Here is a 19,655-nt window from a genome sequence, read left to right on the forward strand (position 1 = left end):
GCTACCAATTGTCCCTGGATATTCCCTGCCAAGGGGCGCAATCGGGTTTGTTCCTTTTGGCCATGAGCCGCCTCGATCCGGCGAGGGAACCAACCGCAGCCTTGCTGGTTCGGAAGCCAACAGCGGAGCCTCGCCATGCCCAATGCAGCCGAAATTCTCGTCGACACCTTGATTGCCTGGAACGTCGAAGTCGTGTTCGGGCTCCCCGGCGACGGCATCAACGGCGTCATGGAAGCGCTGCGCAAAAACCAGGACAGGATATCCTTCGTCCAAGTTCGTCACGAGGAGTCGGCCGCGTTCATGGCCTGCGCCTACGCCAAATGGACAGGCAGGCTCGGCGTGTGCCTGGCAACATCCGGACCCGGCGGCACCCATCTTCTCACCGGCCTCTACGACGCCAAGCTCGACCAGGCGCCGGTGCTGGCAATCACCGGCATGCAGTTCCATGATCTGATCGAGACTTTCACGCAGCAGGATGTCGATCTTACTCGCGTCTTCAACGACGTCAGCGTCTACAACGTCCAGGTCTCGGACGCCGCGCATATGGAGAACGTAGCAAGCCTCGCCTGCCGCACAGCGCTTGCCCGCAAGGGCGTCGCCCATCTTTCGATCGCCAGCGATATCCAGGAACAGCCCGCCGACGCGGCCAAGCGATCCAAGCGCAACCGCCCGGCGCACACGCCGCAGGACATGTTCGCACCTCACTGCCTCGCGCAAGATGCGGAGTTGGACAAAGCCGCGGCCGTCCTCAATGATGCAGGGCGCGTGGCGATCCTAGCGGGGCGCGGAGCCATCGGCGCGGCGGTGGAGCTCGAGGAAACGGCGCGGCTGCTGCAGGCGCCGATCGTCAAGGCGCTGCTCGGCAAGGCGGTGCTGCCGGACGACCATCCCTACACCACCGGCGGCATCGGCATTCTGGGCACCTTGCCATCACAGGAGGCGATGGAGACGTGCGACGCCGTCCTCATCGTCGGCTCGACCTTCCCTTACATCGAATATTATCCGCAGCCGGGCACAGCGCGTGGCGTCCAGATCGATTGCGACGCGCAGCGTATCGGCCTGCGCTTCCCCGTCGAGGCCGGCCTGGTCGGCGACGCGGCCGAGACCTTGCGCGCCCTCAACAAGCGGCTGAAGCAGAAAGGCGACGGCGAATTCCTGGCGACCGCGCAAAGCGCGATGCAAAAATGGCGCGAGATGATGCGTCAGTCCGAAGATGGCTCGGCGCATCCGCTCAAGCCGCAGCACGTCGCACGGGCCTTCGGCGAACGCCTTGCGCAGAACAGCCTGTTGGCAACCGATTCCGGCCAGAACACGGAACTCGCCGCCCGCCATGTCGATCTCCGCGCTGGGCAGGCCTTCGGCGTCTCGGGCGCGCTCGCCTCCATGTCCTGCGGTCTCAGCTATGCGATCGCCGCCGGCATCGCCTTTCCCGGCCGGCCGATCGCGGCGATCGTCGGCGACGGCGGGCTTGCCATGCAGCTCGGCGAGTTTTCCACGGCGGTGCGCTACGGCATCCCGCTGAAAATCCTGGTCATCAAGAACAACATGCTGAACCAGATCGCCTGGGAGCAGATGATGTTTCTCGGCAACCCGCAATTCGGCTGCGAATTGCAGCCGATCGATTTCGCCAAGGCCGCCGAGGCGATGGGCGGAAAAGGTTTCAGCATCGAGCGGGCGGAGGAGGTCGAGCGCGTGCTGGACCAGGCTTTCGCCACCAGCGGCCCAGTGATCATCGAGGCGCTGGTCGACGCCTATGAGCCGATGATGCCGCCGAAAATGCCACCCGACTACGCCAAGAACTTCCGCAAGGCGCTGCCTCAGACTCCGGGTCGCGGTGAGATCGAGGAAAACGTCGCCCGGGAGCCCGCCAAGACGATGATGGAGGCAGGACAATAGGAGGGAATTCCGATGCTCGATCTTTCCCGCGAGCGCCGTCGGATGGTCGATGTTCATCTCGGCCGCCGCGGCATCCATGATCGGGAAATCCTGGCGGCGATGCGCGAGGTCCCCCGCGAAGTCTTCGTGGATCCCGGCTACGAGGAATTCGCCTATGAGGATGGACCGCTGCCGATCGCGGAAGGCCAGACGATATCGCAGCCTTACATCGTTGCCTTCATGCTGGAGATGGCGGAAATCGGCCCGGGCGACCAGGTGCTCGAGGTGGGCACAGGATCGGGCTACGCAGCCGCCGTCATGAGCCGGATCGTCGACCATGTCTACACGATCGAACGCCACACAGCGCTGGCCGAAACCGCACGGCACCGCTTTCAAAGACTAGGCTACGACAACATCGAAGTTCGGACCGGCGACGGCACCAGAGGCTGGCCGGAAGCGGCGCCCTTCGATGCCATCGTGGTCGCGGCGAGCGGGCCGGGCGCGCCGCTGGCCTTGCAGCAGCAGCTCGACGTCGGCGGCAGGCTGGTCATCCCGGTGGGCGACGATCCCGACGAGCAGCGCCTGCTCAAGGTAACCCGCACGGGCGCCTCGACCTACAGCGAGGAGGATTTCGGCGGGGTGCGGTTCGTCCCGCTCATCGGCGAACAGGGCTGGCGGGAGGAAAGCCGCCCGGCGACTGTCCGCGCGATTCCACTGGCGCGCCAGCGCAGCCTCCCGGAAATGATCGCCGCGGCCGCCGAGCCGCTGCCCGACTTCAACGATCCCGGCTTTGCCGAACCGTTCGACCGCTTCGCGGACCGGCGGATCGTCTTGCTCGGCGAAGCCAGCCACGGCACATCCGAATTCTACCGGGCGCGCGCGGCAATCACCAAAAGGCTAACCGAGAGACACGGCTTCACCATCGTGGCGGTGGAGGCCGATTGGCCCGATGCGGCTGCGATCGACCGCTATGTTCGCGGTAAGAGCACTTCCGCTGGCGCCGAGCGACCCTTCCAGCGCTTTCCGACCTGGATGTGGCGCAACACCGACGTCGCGGCATTCGTGGAGTGGTTGCGCGAGCACAATGACAAGGTCAAGGCACTCCAGCCGCAAGCAGGCTTCTATGGCCTCGACATCTACAACATGCGCGCCTCGATCGCCGCCGTCCTGGAGTATCTCGACCGCGTAGAGCCGGAAGCGGCAAAGGTTGCGCGCGAGCGCTATGGCTGCCTGACGCCTTGGCAGACCGAGCCGTCGACCTATGGCCGCGCCGCGCTGATCAGGGGTTACCGCGAATGCGAGGAAGCGGTTCTCGAACAATGCCGCGAGATGCTGGCGAGGCAGCTTGACGATACCGGACAAGACGGCGACGACCTTTTCGACGCCGCGCAGAATGCCCGTCTCGTCGCCTCCGCCGAGCATTATTACCGCACCATGTATTATGGCGGCCCGCAATCCTGGAATTTGCGCGATACCCATATGTTCGAAACGCTGGAGCATATCCTCGATGCGCGGGGCCCCAAGGCGAAGGCTGTCGTTTGGGCGCACAATTCGCATATCGGCGACGCGCGCTACACCGAAATGGGCATCTCGCGCGACGAAGTGAATATCGGCCAGCTCTGCCGGCAGAAGTTTGGCGATGCCGCGGCACTCATCGGCCTAGGCACGCATGCAGGCACCGTCGCGGCAGCGACCGACTGGGACGGAGACATGGAAATCAAGTCGGTGCGGCCCTCTCGCGAAGACAGCTACGAGCGGCTCTGCCACGACGCCGGCATTCACCGGTTCCTGCTTGACCTCGGGCACGACCCGGACCTGCGCGACCGCCTGACCGAGCGCCGGCTGGAACGATTCATCGGGGTGATCTACCGGCCGGAAACCGAACTGCACAGCCACTATGCCGACGCCTCGCTGGCGCGGCAGTTCGATGCCTTTGTGTGGTTCGATGAAACCAACGCGGTCACGCCGCTCGGACCCGAGCACGCTGCCGAAGGCGTGCCGGAAACCTATCCGTTCGGCTTCTGACGCCGGAACATTCGGCATCCCTTCCAGTTTGGGAGGCCAGAGCAATTCCAGGAAAAGCGTGAGCGGTTTTTCCGTCCGGAATTGCGTAAATCAAGAGGTAGGGCGCTTCGCCGTTTCCGTGAAACGGTGAAACGCACTAATCGAGGAACGGCCATGAGCGGAAACCAGCACCCGAAATCGAAAAGACCGAGCGACGCCGATATGGAGAACGATCCCGGCATTGGAACCTCCAAGGGCACCATCAAGGAAGGTGACGAGTTGGAGCATGGCGAGAACACGGTCGAGGGAGATGTAGAAAACGACACCACCTCAACGGGCGGAATCAACCCGCGTCAGAAAATTCGCACGAACAAGTAAACTGTCCTCGCCCTCCCGACCGTGCCAGCGGCCACCGGCATGGGCGGGATTCCAAAGGCGACTCCCCGAGGCTTTGCAAACGCACTCAATCCATTCGAATCCAATGGAACAAACCTCTCAGCGCTCGATTGGGCGCAGATAAGCGCCAATGTCAGGCGCGACAGGAGGAAAGCATGGACCGGGAAGAACGCATCAGGCAACGCGCCCACGATATCTGGGAACGCGAAGGCCGCCCCGATGGGCGTGAGCAGGAGCACTGGGATCAGGCCGTCCAGGAGATCGAATCGGAAGGCTCGGAAGCCGAGCGCGGCCCGGTGACACCGGATCCCGCGGTTGGCGTCGGCTCGGATCCAGCCACCAACAAGCCCGGCGGCTGAAGGCACGGCGACCAATGCGTCGTATCGGTACACTTGTCGCGGCCCTGCTGATCGTGCTGATCGCCCTTTGGCTTTGGGCTGACCAGAACAACAGACGCCCCAGCGGCGGCGCCCAGCAGCCGTCGCCGCACGCTATCGACCAAGGTGGCTGAGGTACGGCCAGCCTCACCGGCTGCCGTGTCGCGTTTCAGTTTTACAACCTCGCGATCGAGCATGTCCGGATCGCTGCCGTATTTCCGGATCGGCGCCACCCCGCTTGGAATAGCGCGCTCGCGCGGAGCCTGCACTGATCTCAGCCGTGTCGTCCGGCGACCCCGTGCTCGCCGGACGACCGGCTTTTCAATGCACCAAACGGCTCCTGAGCCAGGCGAGATTGCCTTTTACGATCCTGCGAACTCGCGCGGCAGCCCAACTCGCCTGCATCGTGGCGCCGGCATCACAGCTGCAGACGACATCATGCAGTTGCCAATCGGACAATTCAAAGAAGCGCCTCGTCCGGAGCGATCAGATATTCATCTTCGATGATCAGTGCCAAGGGCGTCCGCATCTCGGCCTCCGTTAGCCTACCGTGCCCCTCCTTGGCTCGGGCTCGCGATTGTTCTCAGCGTGCCCGCCAGGAAAGCGCGGGATGTGTTGCTGCGCCGCGGTTGCGGCGCTGCCGATGGGATTTGGACCAGCCTGCTCCTTGCCGAGACGGAGTTCTATCACGTCAGGGCTCGACAAGGCGGCGCGCGCCTCGAAGAGACGAAGAACTCCGGTCTGAGCCCATCGCCCCGTGAATTTGCAAGCATATGCAGTGACATGAAGGGATGCATCATCATACCTTTCACAGACGCCGCCTTCCCTCACATCGCGGTGGTTGCCCTTTCCTGCCTTGCTTCTTCGAAATCGACGGACAAGACGACATCACCGCCGCCGCCACAAACCCGAACCGCCCAGCCGTCCTGATGCGGTTCAGCCGCATCGTCGAGCAGATCGATCGCCGAGCGCACCGCTTCATGGCGAGCAGCTTCGAGGTCGGGCAATTCAACGCCTTCGACCCGCCTCACACTGCCGCCGTCGCGATATTCGAATGTGTACGGACCCTGGCCCATATCGTTTTGCCGCTCGACGCCTGGCCGGCCTGCGTCCACCTTGCCGTCCGGTTCGTCTCGTTCTGCCGGGTAGCTGAATGCCGCGCACTGAAGCATCATCTCTCTGGCGCGATCGATAAGCGCGGCGTCGCCAAGCAACGGGTCGGACACAATCATGGTGACAGCGATCTTTTCCCCGCCCTCGCCAAGAAACTCGACTGTCGCGCCTTTGGGATCGGCATGTATCGCTGTGTCGAGAACTTGCATTCCTGCCTCGTTGTCCTGCTATCGAGGATACAAGGCTCCCCTGACCCGAAAGTTCCGTTCGAGTTCAAGAATCGATCTCGGCAACCGTGCGCCTGACGTCGCGCAGGCAATGAAGTCGAAAGCGCTTGCTTGATCCCGCCTCCTGCCTTGACGCCCGGTTGGAACAGCGGGGCCGGAAGCAGGTTTGGAGACAAAGGAGGCGCAAAATGTCACCCAACCAACATACATCCGCCGAAGCACGCGGCGAAATCCAAGCCGGCAGGACCCAGGACAAGACGCCCGGATTCGACCCGGCGGCGGCGCCGCAGGAGACAGATGCCGAGGCCGGCGATGTCGCAACTTCCGCTCAGCCGGCCGAGGCGCGCAAATCGAACTTCACCAACCAGGCGAGTTTTGCCAACGCGATGCGACAGCCGGAGAACGCGCCCGACCTGCAGCCGCGCAGAAGCGGCCCGGTTCTGGTCGTAGTGGCGCTGGTTGTCGTGGCCGCCGTCGCATTTCTCGTCGCCGCGGTCTTCCGCTAGCCGCGAAAGGAACATCGCTCCCGGTTCCAGGTTGATAGCGCAGGAGGCTGTTGCGATGCCAAGCTTGAGGATTTTGTTTCGCCATCTGTGGCGCTGGAAAGCCCAACCCGCAACCGACCCGTCCCCCGTGGATGCCATTGTCCGCCTGCTGCGGGACGCAAACAAGCAGAACGGCGCGGGTGGCACCAGGTATCAGGATTGAGGCTGACATTGCGGGCGGCCTGACTTGAGCGGACCGGCAACAAAGCCGGCGGCGTGGCTCGTCTTCGAACCGAAGACCTTGGACTGGCACGGTATCGCCACCCTTGCGACCTGGGTAATGACCCTATTGATACAGCACGCCGAGCACCGCGACACGCAGGCTCTTCAAGCCAAACTGGACGAGCTGATCACATCAAGTCGAACGGCGAGCGACGCTGTCGCGGGTATCGACGAAAAGGAACCGGAAGAGATCGAAAAGGTGCGGGACAACCGCAGGAACATATCGGAGCACACGCGGTTGGACACTTGATGACCCGGCCGACCTTCCCCCCTACGAAAGCGCCACCATCCAAGGCTCGGATCGTCAGGGCGAGACGGTCGCCCGAAGCCGGCAGGAGAATATGATGTCGCTCACCGCGTTCGCGCTCAATTGCACGCTTAAAATGCCGACGGACGGGGAAGAATCCTCCACCGACAGAATGCTGGCGGAGTTGGCGAAGGCGCTGGCCGCGCATGACGTCGCATGCGAAACCGCCCGCGCTCTTGTCCACAACATCAGGCCCGGCGTGCTTTCCGATATGGGCGAAGGCGACGACTGGCCGAAGCTGCGGGAAAAGATCCTGGCCGCCGACATCTTCATCCTTGGGTTGCCGATCTGGATGGGGCAGCCGTCGAGCGCCGCCAAGCGCGTGATGGAGCGGATGGACGCTTTCCTGTCCGAGACCGACGACAGCGGACGCATGCCGGCTGCCGGAAAGGTGGCGCTGGTGGCGATCGTCGGCAATGAGGATGGCGCGCATCACTGCCATGCCGAGTGCTATCAGGCGCTCAACGACGTCGGTTTCACCGTTCCCGCCAATGGCGGCGTGTACTGGGTTGGAGAAGCGATGGGTAACGTCAACTTCGTCGATCTTCCCGGCACGCCTGAAAAAGTCGTCGGCATGATCAAGATGGCGGCGTCCAATGCCGCTCATCTGGCCGGACTCTTCAAGACGAAAAACTATGTCGGCGTGCCAGAGGGCGATTGATATCGCTCTCTTATCGTCCGATCAGCGTCAGCCCGAAGAGGATGACGAGCCAAAGCCCGGCGGCCGCAACGGCGAGCCGCGGCAACATGCCTGTCAGATGCATGAACAACATGGCGATCAGGACCGCCTTCGCGGCGGCGATCGCCAGGTTGAGGGCGACATTGAAGCCGCCAAGGTCGAAAAGGGACGAGCCGACCGTCAGTGCCAGCAGCGCGAGCAGCCCTAGATAGCCGAAGGTGAGTTTGCGCAGTTCGCTCATCGGTTGATCAGGTAAAGGACGGGGAACATGAACACCCAGATGATGTCGACGAAGTGCCAGTAGAGACCGACGGCCACGACCCGGCGAAGCCGGTTGGCAGGGCTGGCGGTCCGCCAGAGCGCGACCATGCCGGCGATGACGACGATGCCGCCGATCAGGTGCAGCGCGTGCAGCGAGGTCATCGCGAAATAGAGGCCGAAGAAGAATTCGGCGTGGGTCGGATCCGGCCCGGCATAGCGAAACGGCAGGCCAAGGAGCGGCGCCAGGCCTTCACCGATTTCCTTGCCATATTCGATGCCTTTCACGGCCAGGAAGCAAATACCCAGCGCAGAAGTCGCGGCCAGCGCCCAGACCGTCGCGCGCCAACGCCTCTGCAGCGCAAGCCTGTGCGCCAGCGCCATGGTGAAGCTGCTGGTGATCAGCACGGCGGTGTTGAGGGTGCCGAGCGGCAGCGAAAGGTGTTTCGACGCCGCGGCGAAAGCCGGACCGAAATCGATATGCGCGACAAGAAACACCAGGAAGATGGCGCCGAACAGCATCGCCTCGGAGCCGATGAACACCCACATGGCAAAATTGTCGGCGCGCCGTTCGCGCTGGGGAGTGTCGAAGGCGACGCTCTCGGTCCCGCTCATCCGCCTGCCTCCAGATGCGGACTGAAGCGTTCGTGCTCAAGCCCCTTCATGTCGTAGGCATAGGCCGGTCGGGTCACAACCGGCATCGTCTCGAAATTATGCGGCGGCGGCGGCGAGCCTGTCTGCCATTCGAGCCCGGTGGCGTTCCACGGATTGTCGGTCGCGCGAGCGCCGCGAAACAGCGACCAGCCGAGATAGAACAACGGCATCAAATAGCCGATCGCCAGCACCACTGCGCCAGCCGAGGACAGCACGTTCCAGAACTGGAACTCCGGCGGATAGGTATGATAGCGCCGGGGCATGCCGTCGAAGCCCAGCACATATTGCGGGAAGAAGGTCAGATTGAAGCCGACGAAAGTGACGGTCGCTGCTATACGCCCCGCGGTTTCCGAATACATGCGGCCGGTCAATTTCGGCCACCAGAAATGCAGTCCCGCCATGTACGCCGTCACCATGCCACCGACCATGATGTAGTGGAAATGCGCGATGACGAAGTAGGTGTCGTGGACATGGACATCGACCGCCAACGCCGCAAGGAAGAGCCCCGCCAATCCGCCGAAGGTGAAAAGCGCAAGGAAGAACAGCGCGTAAAGCATCGGCGTCTCGAAGCTGATCTCGCCCTTGCGCAGCGTCAGGCTCCAGTTGAAGACCTTGATCGCCGACGGGATCGCGACGCAGAAGGACAGGAACGAGAATACCACGCCGGCATAGGAAGATTGCCCGCTGACGAACATGTGGTGGCCCCAGACCAGGAAGCCGAAGACGGCGATCGCCATCGACGACATCGCCACGGCCTTGTAGCCGAACAGCGGCCGGCGGCTGAAACAGGGCAGCACCTCCGACACCACGCCCATGCCTGGCAGGATCATGATGTAGACCGCCGGGTGCGAGTAGAACCAAAAGAGATGCTGGAAGAGCAGCGGATCGCCGCCGAGATCGGGATTGAAGATGCCGATGCCGAACACACGCTCCAGCACGATCAGGATCAGCGAGGCGGCGAGCACCGGGGTCGCCAGCACCATCACCAGGCTGGTGGCGTAGAGCGTCCAGACGAAGATCGGCAGGCGGAACCAGGTGAGCCCGGGCGCGCGCAGCGTGTGCACGCTGACGATGAAGTTGATGCCGGTCATGATCGTCGAGAAGCCGACGATGAAGACGCCGAACGCCGCGGTCGAAACCCAGCCATTGGCATAGAGCGTCGACAGCGGCGTGTAGAACGTCCAGCCGGTGTCGACGCCGCCCGCCACCACCGCAAACAGCGCGAACAAGCTGCCGAAGATGAAGACATACCAGCTGGCGAGGTTCAGCCGCGGGAACGCGAGGTCGCGCGCGCCGATCATCAACGGCAAAAGGAAATTGCCCAATGTCGCCGGGATCGACGGCACCAGGAAGAACCAGACCATGATGATGCCGTGCAGCGAGAACAGCCGGTTGTAGACATCGTCGGAGACGAGGTCGCCGGCCGGTGTCGCAAGCTCGATGCGCATCAGCACCGCCATGGCGCCGCCGAGGAAGAAGAAGGCAGTCAGCGAGATCAGGTAGAGCCATGCAACGCGCTTGTGGTCGGTGGTCAGCAGCCACGCGCGAGGCCCGCTCCCCTCCCCCAAATACGTGCCCTGCATCGCCACGTTGGTCATGGCATGGCTCCAGCCGTTGGTTGCGGCGAAAGCGACTTCAGATAAGCGAGCAGCATCTGCAGTTCGCCTTCGTCGATCAGGCCGTCGAAGCTCGGCATGACCGGTTCATAGCCCGCCGCGATTTCCTTCTTCGGATTGAGGATGGAGTCGCGCAGATAACGCTCGTCTGCGATCACCGTCTGCTGGTTGTCGAGCGCCACCGGCCGGCCGAAGATGCCGTCAAGCGACGGCGCCCGCACCTTGCTGCTCGCGCCATGGCAACCGGAGCAGCCGAGCGCGCGAAACAATTTCTCGCCGCCCACGGCAAGCGTCTCGCCTTCGCCCTGGCTGTTCAGCCACGCGGCATATTGCTCGGGCGCCATAACGGTCACCCAGCCGCCCATTTCGGAATGCTGCGTGCCGCAATATTGGGCGCAGAACAGGTGGTAGCGGCCTGGCTCGGTGGCGATGAACCAGATATGCGTCGTGCGGCCCGGCACCGCATCCTGCTTGATACGGAACGCCGGCACGTAGAAGGAGTGGATGACGTCCTGTGAGGCGAGCGATACGACGACGGCCTTGCCGACGGGAACATGCAATTCGTTGATCTCGCGCTGGCCGCCCGGCTGCCTGAACTCCCACATCCATTGCTTGCCGAGTCCGGTGATCTCGAGCGCGTCCGCCGGCGGATGGTCGCGGCGAACGAAAAGCATGGCGCCCCAGCCGAAGAAGATGAAAGCGACGATCAGGCTGGCGATCGTCCAGCTCATTTCCAGCGGCAGGCTGCGGGAACGCTTGCCTGTTCGATCCGCCTTTGAGCCGACGCGGTATTTCACCGCGTAGCCGACGACCAGTCCGGTCAGCGCCAGTCCGAGAACGACGGAAAAAGCAAGCAAAGTGTAAAACAGCGCATCGACCTGGCCGGCTTCCGAGGAAGCCTCCTGGGGGAAGAAGGGAATGCCGAAGCTCACCTTTCCCTCCCCCAGCTCTGCCAGAGAACGGTTGCGCCGAGGCCAAGCAGCGTTGCCAGGCTCGCGACTTTCAGCGCCGCCCAGATCGTTGGCGTGTATTGGCCTTTCGAACTGTCGAAGCCGGCGCAGAGCAGGAAGATGTGATCGGCGATCGATCCGAGCCTGTTCTCCGACGCTTCGACCAGCGCGAGCTTGAGATCGCGCGGCGTGAAGGTCAGCGCCGGCAGCACCTGTGAAATCCGGCCCGACGGCGTAAGTGCTATGACCGCGATCGGATGGACGAACTGATCGATGCCCTTGCGCCGGTCGAAAGTGATGCCGGCTTCGTTCGCGAGCACTGCGCCTGCGCCGTCGCTGCTGGTCAGGAAACGCCAGGCGGGCAGGCCTGCCGGACCGGCGGCGGAAGCGATGTCATCTTGCGCCGTGGCCGCGTCGGCCGGGGTCTCCTCGGGATCGATCGAGATGAACAGCGCGCGGTAGTCTGCCGGCCGAAGCGATGTCTTGTTCAGGTCGGAGGCAACGGCCTGCTGGGTAACGCCGCACAGGTTCGGGCATTTGTCGTACCCGAAGATGACAAGCGCCGGACGGCCGCCCAGCGTTTCGCCCAGCGTCAGCTTCCGGCCGCTGGCGTCGATCAGTTCGCGGTCCAGCGTCAGCTGTGCGCCGAGCTTTGGATCGAATGTCGGTCGCTCGGCGGCAGGGGCCGCGCCGGCAACGAATAGACAAAGGGCGGCTAACAAGCTTCTCATCGCCCTGCCCCGCTTTGCCGTCGGCAATTCTGGGCCGGCGGAGCGCGGGGAACGGCCGCTGTGACCAGGGCGCAGTTATCGGCTCCAGTCGTCGCGGATCGCTGCTGCGACCAATCCGGCAGACCGTTGCTGACAATTGCCCACATGGCGTCGTCGATCGGAATACGGGCGATGCCGGCATTGCGGTCGACCCAGCCAAGCATTTTGAGCTGGCGATCCTCCTCGGCGCGAAGACTTGCCAGATCCTGCCTTGGCGCGGTCTGCAGATCGGGGCTTTCCGGACTGGTTTCCGTCGGAACCGGCAGCCATGTCGGCGTGGTGTTGAAGGCGAGCTTCATGCTGATCGCGGCCAAGGCGATGAACAGCAGCAGCCCGCCACCGAAAGCGAGCAGTACCCGCGGCTGGACATCGCGCGTCTCGGGATGGCGGTGCGCCTTAGCCATGGGCGACCTCCCGCCTCCACCAGACGATCCTGTCTGGCCGGCGGAGCAGGAAGAGGAACAGCGCAAGCCACAGCCCACCCAGTCCCATCCAAGCGACCGCATCATGCCAGAGCGCTAGCAGACCGCCGGAAAAGAGCGGTGGCCTTATACGCCAGAACACATCGGCGAAATGGCCTGCAAGAGCTGCCCCCGCCAGCCAGACCAGGCCGTCATGGCTGCGCTTGAGCCGTCGGCTGAGCGAGCCTGTGAACGCAGCCGCCTGCAAGGCAATCAGCAGCCACAGCAGATACCGCCAGCCCCCCGTCGCGCGAATGATGTACCACCCGATCTCGTCGGGCAGGTCGCCGCCCCAGACGACAACCCACTGCATGAAGACGAGGTAGATCCAGGTCAGCAGGAAGCCCAGCTGCATGTTGGCAAGGTCCTCGCTGAGCGCGACATCTTCCTCGCCACCGGGTATGACCTCCACTGCCCGTCTTGCGGCCAGTACAAGGATCGCCAGGGCGAAAGCTCCGACGACTTCGGCGGAGGCCTCACAAAGCGCATAAATGGTCGAGGTGAATTCCGGCTCGATCGAAAGCATCCAGTCGATGGCAAAGACGCTGACGGCAAGCGCGTGGAGGATCAGGCCAAGAGCATATTTCCTCCCATTGCCAGCTTTCTCGGAATCCTCTGAAGTCGAGCCGAGCACCACCCATGTGAGAACGAGCCAGATCGCCGCGCAGACAGCGAAGCGCAGCAGGAAGAACGGCACGTTGAGATAAGTGAGCTTCTCTCGAACCTTCTCAGAAAGCGTCGCGGAATCCGCGCCGGCCCATGGGAAGATAAGGTCGAGTCTCATCAGCACCGGCAGGAGCAAGATGAGCGCAAATGGCAGCATCGCGATCATGACCCGCAAAGGCTGGCGGACCGCCTCGCCCCAGCGTCCGCCGGTCAGCCCGTGCACCATCAATATGGTCAGCGCGCCGAGCGGCAGGCTGATCGCGAAGATAGCTGCCGCGACCCAGGCGCCCAGCATCGCTTTGGCATCAAGCGATGCGCCAAGAACGCACAGGACCAGTCCCGCGATGCCGACCGCCACAAAACCCTGCTCGAGGCGGCTCATGGCGATGCCTCCGCTTCAAGCCGCGCGCGCAGGCTTTGCGGAAGTTCGGCGACTGGAGCGGCGCGCGAATATTGCAGCGCGCGGATATAGGCGACGATCGCCCAGCGGTCCTGCGGCGGCACGCGCGCCGCATAAGAGTACATCGCGCCGTAGCCGTTGGTGATGACGTCGTAGAAGTGGCGGTCCGAGGCCTTGCGCAGCGCATCCTGATGGTAGCTTGGCGGCGCCGGAAAGCCGCGCTGGACGATCATGCCGTGGCCGTCGCCGGTGCGGCCGTGGCAGGGCGAACAGAATATGTCGAAACGCTGCTGGCCGCGCTGTAGCAGCTCGGTCGTGATCGGATAGGGGATTTTGTCCGGGACAGGCGAAAGATCGGCGTCGCGTGTGACAGTGCCCGTGACCGGCGTGCGTGCCGACATGCCGTCGGCGAATTGGTTGCTCGCCTCCAGCGGATCGTAGCGCGGCTGGTCCTCCATGTCCTGCCGGCAGCCGGCGACCGCCAGCGCACCGAGCAGAAGCGTTAGGCCGAGACGGCTCACGCTTCGACCTCCTCGACCGTCTCGGCACCGAGCCGCGTCAGTTGGCCCCGGGTCACGCCCTTGCGGTATTTCGGGTCGGCCGCTTCGATCAGCAGATAGAACTTGCCGCCGCGGGCATAGCTGAAGCTCTCGGCGTTGAAGACCGGATGATGGTAGCGGGGCAGGCCGTTGGCCGCGAGCACACCCAGAAAGCCTGCGAAGGCTGCGCCGAGAATGCCGGCCTCGAAGGCGATGACGACGAAAGGCGGCCAGGAATGCAGCGGCCGGCCGCCGACATTGATGGGATAGTCGATCTCGACGGAGTACCAGATCAGCGCATAGACAAGAGCGGCACCGGCAATGCCGCCGGCGAGCACGGCCCAAGGCAGGCGCGTGGCGCGAATTTCCAGTATCTCATCCAATTCCTTCAGCGGAAACGGCGAGAACGCATCCATGCGCCGGTAGCCGCGCTCGCGCATGCCGCGGGCTGCCTCGACAAGCGATTCGGGTGCGGCAAACGCAGCCACGAGACCGTAGAGGCTCATCTGAGCTTGCCCTCCTCCTCAGCCAGTTCCTCGACCTCGAAGATGGTGATCGCCGGCAGGATGCGGATGAACAGGAAGACCAGCGCGAAAAAGGTGCCGATCGAGCCGAAGAGGATGCCGAAGTCGAGCCAGGTCAGCGACTGCTCGCCCCAGGCAGACGGCAGGTAGTCGCGGCTCGGCCCCGTCACGACGATGATGTAGCGTTCGATCCACATGCCGATGTTGATGGCAATGGCGATCGCGAACAGCAGCGGCATGTTGCGGCGGATGCGTCTGAACCACAGCAACTGCAGCACGCCACAGTTCAGGCCGAGCATCGTCCAGAACAGCGGCGCATAGGGACCTAGCGCGCGCTGCGCCATCATGGCGCGTTCGTAGGGCTCGCCCGAATACCAGGCGAAGAATGCTTCGGAGACATAGCCATAGGCGACGACCATGCCGGCGGCGATCATCAGCTTGGCGGCATTGTCCATATGCCTGACCGTGATCAGGTCCTCGACCGAAAAAGCCCAACGCAGCGGAATGGCAATGGTGAGCACCATGGCGAAGCCTGAGAGCAGCGCGCCGGCGACGAAATAGGGCGGGAAGATCGTCGAGTGGTAGCCGGGCGTGATGGCGAAGGTGAAGTCGAGCGAGACGATCGAGTGGACCGAAACGACCAGCGGCGTGGCCAGGGCGGCTAGCAGGAAATAGACGACCTGATAGCGCGACCAATGATAGGCCGAGCCGCGCCAGCCAAGCGCCAATATGCCGTAGAAGAGCTGCGCCGGCCTTGCTCTCGCGCGGTCGCGCAGCACCGCCAGATCCGGCAGCAGACCCATATACCAGAAGAGCAGCGAGACGGTCGCATAGGTCGCGATCGCCGCGAAATCCCAGACGAGCGGGCTGCGCCATTGCGGCCAGTGCATATGCACATTGGGCAGCGGCAGCAGCCAGTAGAAGAACCACGGCCGGCCGAGATGCAGGATCGGGAACAAGCCGGCCATGGCGACGGCAAACAGCGTCATGGCTTCGGCGAAGCGGTTGATCGAGGCGCGCCATGGTTGGCGCAGCAGCAGGAGCACCGCCGAGATCAGCGTGCCGGCATGGCCGATGCCGATCCACCAGACGAAGTTGGAGATCATCGTGCCCCAGGCCACCGGAATGTCGATACCATAGGCGCCGACACCGACGGCGATCAGGTAAGTGATCGAGTAGAGCAGCAGCAGGACGAGCAGGAAGCAAAAGAAGAACGCCGTCCAGAAATGACGCGGCAGGCGGCCGTTGAGCACGATCGAGCCGATGCGCCCACTGATCTCGGGAAAGTCGTGGCGGCCGCGCAGGACAGCCGAGCTGTTCGCGCCGGCTTCAGCCATCGGTCGCCTCGCTTGGCCTGGCGAGCCTGCCGTTCGGATTGGAGATTTTGCCGAGATAGGAGGTGCGCGGCCGTGTGTTCAGCTCCTCCAGCAGCGCGTAGTTCTGCGGCGCGCTTTTCTCCCGAACGACCTTTGCGTCTTTCCTGTTGCGATCACCGAAGGTGATGGCCTGGGTTGGGCAGGCCTGTTGGCAGGCGGTGACCACTTCGCCGTCGGCGATGTCGCGATTTTCGATCTGCGCCTGGATGCGCTTGGCGCTGATGCGCTGGACGCAGTAGGTGCATTTCTCCATGACGCCGCGCGAGCGTACGCTGACATTGGGGTTGTGAACGCCCTGCTCCGGACCGGCCTCGTCCTTGTCGAACGACTGGTGGTCGAGGAAGTTGAAGCGCCGCACCTTGTAGGGGCAGTTCTGCGAGCAATAGCGCGTGCCGATGCAGCGGTTGTAGACCTGCGCATTCAGCCCATCATGCGTGTGGACCGTTGCGTTGACCGGGCACACCACTTCGCAGGGCGCCTTTTCGCAATGCATGCACGGCACCGGCTGGAAGAATGTCTCGGGCGCGTCGAGCGGACCGGCATAGTAGCGATCGACCCGCAGCCAGTGCATCTCATGGCCGCGCTCGCATTCCTCCGGCCCGACCGGCGCGATGTTGTTCTCCGCCTGGCAGGCCGAAACGCAGGCCATGCATCCGATGCAGGCGGATAGATCGATCGCCATCGCCCAGGCTTCCTGGTTGTAGCGCCATTCGGGATAAAGCGATTCCGTTGGGGTCGGCGGCGCATCCTTGCGCACGAAATCCGGGTTCTGCCGGAATGCGTCGAGCGCGGCGTGGCGCACGATGGCGCGACCTTCCATCGCCTGGTGAAGCTGCGTGGTGATGACGCGCATGCTGTTCTTGCGGGGTGCGATCGCCGCGCCGGTCGCGAACCATTCCGAACCACGGCGCAAATGGAAGGCGTCGTAGCCTTCCGACAGCGCGGCAACGGAACCGACCTTTCGCCCGAAGCCAAAGGAAAGCGTTATCGTTTCGTCCGGATGGCCGGGCGCGATCCAGGCCGGTCCATCAACGTCCGCGCCATTTGAGGCGACATTGATGACATCGCCGTTTTCGATTTTCAGTCGCTCGGCAGTGGCGGGCGATATGAGCGCAGCATTGCCCCACACGATCTTGGTCAGCGGTCGCGGCAGCTCCTGCAGCCACGACGCATTGGCAAAGCGGCCGTCACGCAGCCACGGATCAGCGACGAAGCGGACCTCGATGCCATTGCCCGCGTTTGCCGCCGTCTTCAGTCCCGCCAGATCCGGCGGCACTGTAACGGATGCCGGCCTGGCGGCACTGTTCGCTATAACGCCGTCGCGCAGAGCCTTTCTCCACGTGTCATCATCGAGCTCTGCCCAATGCTGCCGGACAAGCGACAGCGGATCAGTCTGGAATTGGCCGCCAAGCACGGCGAGCAGCTCATGCGCGGTCTTGCCATCGTAAAGCGGCCTGATCAGCGGCTGCACCAGCGAGGCCGTGCCGTCATGGGCTCGGATGTCGCTCCAGCTCTCGAGTTCATGCGCCGCAGGCACATGCCAATGCGCCAGGAATGCCGTCTCGTCGCGATAGAGCCCCTGATGGACAAGCAGCTTCAGGCCGGAAAAGGCTTTGCGCACATCGAGGCCTGCCGGCGCGGTGTGCAGCGGATTTGCGACGAGCACGACGACCGTGTCGATCGCCCCGTGGCCAATCGCTTCGCACATCGCCTCCAGATCGCCATCGACCTGCAGCGCATCCGGCGCCGCGATAAACTCCATCGTATTGCCGAGCGCGCCAAGCCTCGCATTGGCGGCAAACGCGGCAGCGTGAACGAATACGCTCTGATGCGCACCCGGCACGACCAGTGCGTTGCGGCCGGCTGCCTTCAGATCATCGACCAGCGCATTCATCCATGGCGCGTCGATCGGAGTCTGGTCGATTGGCGCTACGAAAGCCCCAGCTTGGCCTTCCAGCGTGGCATGAAGCCCGGCAGCCACGGCTTCGACCTCACTCGGCCGTATCGCTATCTTATGATCGGCCGCCGCGCCGGTGATCGTCGGCGTCGATTCCACCGCATAGAGCCGGCTCATCCCGTCGTTCGGGCTGCGCACACGTCGCCGCGCCGCGAAGTCGCGCGCATAGGCGAGCCGCCCTGGCCCCTCGCCCAGGAAATCGCCGTCGAGACTGACGATCGTTTCGGCACGATCGAAGCGGTAGACCGTCGTCAGCGCCGATCCGAACAGTGCATGTGACGCCTCCGTCGCCGCCGGTATCGCCAACGGGTCGTGACGATGGATTTTCAGTTTCGGATAGCGTGCCCGCAGCGCATCCAACTGCGCCGCAAGAGTCGGCGAGGTAGTCGCTTCAACCAGCAGAGCTCCGCCCTGTCCTTGTGAGGCCGTCCAGCGCGAGACGAGTGCCGCCATGTCCTTGAGGAAATCGTCATAGGATGCCGGCTGTCCATCCTTGAGCGGGGTGCGCGAGCGATCAGGGTCGAAAAGCGTCAGTACTGCCGCTTGCATCACAGCGTCGGTGGCGCCGCGCGACGCCGGATGATCCGGATTGCCCTCCACCTTGGTCGGCCGCCCTTCATGGCTTTCGACGATCGCGCCGATGCCGAAGCCGTCGCTCGACAATGTTGTCGCGTAATAGGCCGGCTTGCCGGGGATCAGCATTTCCGGCTGGCGCACATAAGGCACGATGCCTTCCGCCCTGCTGCAGGCGGCCAGCCCGGCAAGCGACAGCGAAGCGCCCATCAGCTTCAGCAGCGTGCGCCGGTTCGGCCTGGCCGGCAGGCGCTCCGCGATTGCCGGAAATTCGGCTTCGACGAAGCGCCGGAATTCCACGGTGCCGGCAATCTCGTCGAGGCTGCGCCACATGTCGCGGCCGCTCGTCAGCCGTCGGCGCAGCGCTGCGATGTCGATAGCGGGCCGCGCCTTTCCTTCAGCGATGGCAGACATAGCAATCCGTCATCGTCTCGGGATGGATGTCGAGCATGCCGATAAGCCGTCGCCTGATCTCGGCGATGTCCTCAGGTGGCTGCCAGTGCATCAGGAACACGTCCCGCGGCGGACGCAGATTGGGTCCGGGATTGCGATGACAGCCGAGGCACCATTCCATGCTCAGCGTATGCGCTCGCCTGGTCAGCGGCATCTGGTCGACCTCGCCATGGCAGGTCTCGCAGGCGACGCCCTTATTAACGTGTATCGCGTGATTGAAGAACACAAAGTCGGGTACGCTGTTGACGCGCTGCCATTCGATCGGTTTGCCGCTGGCCAGGCTTGCGCGCACGGGCACCAACATCTCGGCGTTGGTGAAAAGCTGCGAATGACAGGTCATGCAGACTTCGGTGGCCGGAAGGCCCGCCGAAGACGAGGTCTCGACACCGTTGTGGCAATAGCGGCAGTCGATGCCGAGCTGGCCGACATGGTGCTTGTGACTGAACGGCACCGGCTGCGCCAATGGCTCACCTACTCCCGTTACCAGGTCCGAACGGGGAAGGATTGTCCCGGTCGCCGCGGCGATCAGCAGAACTGCACAACTTCCCCAGATGACAAAGCGCGCAACGCCATTGGCGTTTTTCGAGAAGATCTGCGGCATCCCCTCGCCGATTCTGCTGAAGGCAAACTCAGAGTTGACGACACCTAACGGTGCTTTCGCCACGAAGGTTCCGAAGCCGCAAAAGGATCACAGAATGGTGACCGGCAGCGAC

At 63.5% G+C, this 19,655-nt stretch carries 20 protein-coding genes; 7 read left to right on the top strand and 13 right to left on the bottom strand.

Annotated elements, in window-relative coordinates; genetic code table 11:
• The first annotated feature begins 135 nt into the window (after positions 1-135).
• From FJ414_RS01400 to FJ414_RS01415, 4 genes are all read left to right on the top strand, one after another.
• On the top strand, positions 136-1,896 hold the full coding sequence (locus FJ414_RS01400; protein WP_140640535.1) for a thiamine pyrophosphate-dependent enzyme: 1,761 nt from the start codon (positions 136-138) through the stop codon (positions 1,894-1,896).
• 12 nt (positions 1,897-1,908) lie between these two features.
• Positions 1,909-3,900 (top strand): protein-L-isoaspartate(D-aspartate) O-methyltransferase, encoded by a 1,992-nt coding sequence (locus FJ414_RS01405; RefSeq protein WP_140640537.1) that lies wholly within the window; start codon positions 1,909-1,911, stop codon positions 3,898-3,900.
• Between the two features lie 153 nt (positions 3,901-4,053).
• Positions 4,054-4,257: a hypothetical protein gene (locus tag FJ414_RS01410; RefSeq protein ID WP_140640539.1), complete on the top strand. Its 204-nt coding sequence runs from the start codon at positions 4,054-4,056 to the stop codon at positions 4,255-4,257.
• 173 nt (positions 4,258-4,430) lie between these two features.
• Positions 4,431-4,634 (top strand): DUF2934 domain-containing protein, encoded by a 204-nt coding sequence (locus tag FJ414_RS01415; protein WP_140640541.1) that lies wholly within the window; start codon positions 4,431-4,433, stop codon positions 4,632-4,634.
• An 845-nt stretch (positions 4,635-5,479) separates the two neighbouring features.
• Here the strand turns inward: FJ414_RS01415 and FJ414_RS01420 are convergent.
• Complete coding sequence (locus FJ414_RS01420) at positions 5,480-5,974, bottom strand: hypothetical protein (RefSeq protein ID WP_140640543.1); 495 nt, start codon at positions 5,972-5,974, stop codon at positions 5,480-5,482.
• A gap of 206 nt (positions 5,975-6,180) precedes the next feature.
• On the opposite strand from FJ414_RS01420, the gene FJ414_RS01425 reads away from it, so the two are divergent.
• The 3 genes from FJ414_RS01425 (at position 6,181) to FJ414_RS01435 (ending at position 7,727) form a co-directional block, all read left to right on the top strand.
• Positions 6,181-6,498 (top strand): hypothetical protein, encoded by a 318-nt coding sequence (locus tag FJ414_RS01425; protein ID WP_140640545.1) that lies wholly within the window; start codon positions 6,181-6,183, stop codon positions 6,496-6,498.
• 226 nt (positions 6,499-6,724) lie between these two features.
• A complete protein-coding gene (locus FJ414_RS01430; protein WP_246672269.1) occupies positions 6,725-7,009 on the top strand; it encodes a low affinity iron permease family protein in 285 nt (94 codons plus the stop codon).
• Between the two features lie 94 nt (positions 7,010-7,103).
• Positions 7,104-7,727, top strand: coding sequence for an NAD(P)H-dependent oxidoreductase (locus tag FJ414_RS01435; protein WP_140640547.1), 624 nt, complete (start codon positions 7,104-7,106; stop codon positions 7,725-7,727).
• Between the two features lie 10 nt (positions 7,728-7,737).
• Here the strand turns inward: FJ414_RS01435 and FJ414_RS01440 are convergent, their stop codons facing one another.
• The 12 genes from FJ414_RS01440 to FJ414_RS01495 are packed head-to-tail and all read right to left on the bottom strand — an operon-like array spanning position 7,738 to position 19,543.
• The gene (locus FJ414_RS01440; RefSeq protein ID WP_140640549.1) at positions 7,738-7,986 is read right to left on the bottom strand and encodes a cytochrome C oxidase subunit IV family protein; all 249 of its coding nucleotides are present in this window, start codon (positions 7,984-7,986) and stop codon (positions 7,738-7,740) included.
• Positions 7,983-8,618, bottom strand: a complete 636-nt coding sequence (locus FJ414_RS01445) for a cytochrome c oxidase subunit 3 (RefSeq protein WP_140640551.1) — start codon at positions 8,616-8,618, stop codon at positions 7,983-7,985. Before FJ414_RS01445 ends, FJ414_RS01440 begins: the two co-directional genes overlap by 4 nt.
• A complete protein-coding gene (ctaD, locus tag FJ414_RS01450; protein WP_140640553.1) occupies positions 8,615-10,255 on the bottom strand; it encodes a cytochrome c oxidase subunit I in 1,641 nt (546 codons plus the stop codon). The genes FJ414_RS01445 and ctaD overlap by 4 nt, the downstream gene beginning before the upstream one ends.
• Positions 10,252-11,205, bottom strand: coding sequence for a cytochrome c oxidase subunit II (gene coxB, locus FJ414_RS01455; protein WP_140640555.1), 954 nt, complete (start codon positions 11,203-11,205; stop codon positions 10,252-10,254). The genes ctaD and coxB overlap by 4 nt, the downstream gene beginning before the upstream one ends.
• On the bottom strand, positions 11,202-11,954 hold the full coding sequence (locus FJ414_RS01460; RefSeq protein WP_140640557.1) for an SCO family protein: 753 nt from the start codon (positions 11,952-11,954) through the stop codon (positions 11,202-11,204). Before FJ414_RS01460 ends, coxB begins: the two co-directional genes overlap by 4 nt.
• Complete coding sequence (locus FJ414_RS01465) at positions 11,951-12,397, bottom strand: hypothetical protein (RefSeq protein ID WP_140640559.1); 447 nt, start codon at positions 12,395-12,397, stop codon at positions 11,951-11,953. Before FJ414_RS01465 ends, FJ414_RS01460 begins: the two co-directional genes overlap by 4 nt.
• On the bottom strand, positions 12,390-13,502 hold the full coding sequence (locus FJ414_RS01470; RefSeq protein WP_140640562.1) for a hypothetical protein: 1,113 nt from the start codon (positions 13,500-13,502) through the stop codon (positions 12,390-12,392). The genes FJ414_RS01465 and FJ414_RS01470 overlap by 8 nt, the downstream gene beginning before the upstream one ends.
• Complete coding sequence (locus tag FJ414_RS01475; RefSeq protein ID WP_140640564.1) at positions 13,499-14,041, bottom strand: cytochrome c; 543 nt, start codon at positions 14,039-14,041, stop codon at positions 13,499-13,501. The genes FJ414_RS01470 and FJ414_RS01475 overlap by 4 nt, the downstream gene beginning before the upstream one ends.
• Entirely contained in the window at positions 14,038-14,565 is a 528-nt protein-coding gene (locus tag FJ414_RS01480; RefSeq protein ID WP_140640566.1) for a DUF3341 domain-containing protein, read from the bottom strand. The genes FJ414_RS01475 and FJ414_RS01480 overlap by 4 nt, the downstream gene beginning before the upstream one ends.
• Positions 14,562-15,920, bottom strand: a complete 1,359-nt coding sequence (gene nrfD, locus FJ414_RS01485; protein ID WP_140640568.1) for an NrfD/PsrC family molybdoenzyme membrane anchor subunit — start codon at positions 15,918-15,920, stop codon at positions 14,562-14,564. The genes FJ414_RS01480 and nrfD overlap by 4 nt, the downstream gene beginning before the upstream one ends.
• The gene (locus tag FJ414_RS01490) at positions 15,913-18,903 is read right to left on the bottom strand and encodes a TAT-variant-translocated molybdopterin oxidoreductase (protein WP_140640570.1); all 2,991 of its coding nucleotides are present in this window, start codon (positions 18,901-18,903) and stop codon (positions 15,913-15,915) included. Before FJ414_RS01490 ends, nrfD begins: the two co-directional genes overlap by 8 nt.
• Positions 18,887-19,543 carry a cytochrome c3 family protein gene (locus FJ414_RS01495; protein ID WP_210239628.1) on the bottom strand — a complete coding sequence of 219 codons (657 nt, stop codon included), beginning with the start codon at positions 19,541-19,543 and terminating at the stop codon, positions 18,887-18,889. Before FJ414_RS01495 ends, FJ414_RS01490 begins: the two co-directional genes overlap by 17 nt.
• Positions 19,544-19,655: the final 112 nt, after the last annotated feature.

The sequence above is a fragment of the Mesorhizobium sp. B3-1-6 genome (assembly GCF_006439555.1).
In the GTDB taxonomy this organism is placed as follows: domain Bacteria; phylum Pseudomonadota; class Alphaproteobacteria; order Rhizobiales; family Rhizobiaceae; genus Mesorhizobium.

Bases quoted from the DNA above. Each gene is read 5' to 3' on its own strand.
- ctaD (WP_140640553.1), bottom strand. From the start codon at position 10,255: ATGACCAACGTGGCGATGCAGGGCACGTATTTGGGGGAGGGGAGCGGG.
- FJ414_RS01445 (WP_140640551.1), bottom strand. From the start codon at position 8,618: ATGAGCGGGACCGAGAGCGTCGCCTTCGACACTCCCCAGCGCGAACGG.
- FJ414_RS01480 (WP_140640566.1), bottom strand. From the start codon at position 14,565: ATGAGCCTCTACGGTCTCGTGGCTGCGTTTGCCGCACCCGAATCGCTT.
- FJ414_RS01425 (WP_140640545.1), top strand. From the start codon at position 6,181: ATGTCACCCAACCAACATACATCCGCCGAAGCACGCGGCGAAATCCAA.
- nrfD (WP_140640568.1), bottom strand. From the start codon at position 15,920: ATGGCTGAAGCCGGCGCGAACAGCTCGGCTGTCCTGCGCGGCCGCCAC.
- FJ414_RS01440 (WP_140640549.1), bottom strand. From the start codon at position 7,986: ATGAGCGAACTGCGCAAACTCACCTTCGGCTATCTAGGGCTGCTCGCG.
- FJ414_RS01405 (WP_140640537.1), top strand. From the start codon at position 1,909: ATGCTCGATCTTTCCCGCGAGCGCCGTCGGATGGTCGATGTTCATCTC.
- FJ414_RS01400 (WP_140640535.1), top strand. From the start codon at position 136: ATGCCCAATGCAGCCGAAATTCTCGTCGACACCTTGATTGCCTGGAAC.
- FJ414_RS01410 (WP_140640539.1), top strand. From the start codon at position 4,054: ATGAGCGGAAACCAGCACCCGAAATCGAAAAGACCGAGCGACGCCGAT.
- FJ414_RS01420 (WP_140640543.1), bottom strand. From the start codon at position 5,974: ATGCAAGTTCTCGACACAGCGATACATGCCGATCCCAAAGGCGCGACA.
- FJ414_RS01465 (WP_140640559.1), bottom strand. From the start codon at position 12,397: ATGGCTAAGGCGCACCGCCATCCCGAGACGCGCGATGTCCAGCCGCGG.
- FJ414_RS01470 (WP_140640562.1), bottom strand. From the start codon at position 13,502: ATGAGCCGCCTCGAGCAGGGTTTTGTGGCGGTCGGCATCGCGGGACTG.
- FJ414_RS01460 (WP_140640557.1), bottom strand. From the start codon at position 11,954: ATGAGAAGCTTGTTAGCCGCCCTTTGTCTATTCGTTGCCGGCGCGGCC.
- FJ414_RS01490 (WP_140640570.1), bottom strand. From the start codon at position 18,903: ATGTCTGCCATCGCTGAAGGAAAGGCGCGGCCCGCTATCGACATCGCA.
- FJ414_RS01415 (WP_140640541.1), top strand. From the start codon at position 4,431: ATGGACCGGGAAGAACGCATCAGGCAACGCGCCCACGATATCTGGGAA.
- FJ414_RS01435 (WP_140640547.1), top strand. From the start codon at position 7,104: ATGTCGCTCACCGCGTTCGCGCTCAATTGCACGCTTAAAATGCCGACG.
- FJ414_RS01495 (WP_210239628.1), bottom strand. From the start codon at position 19,543: ATGCCGCAGATCTTCTCGAAAAACGCCAATGGCGTTGCGCGCTTTGTC.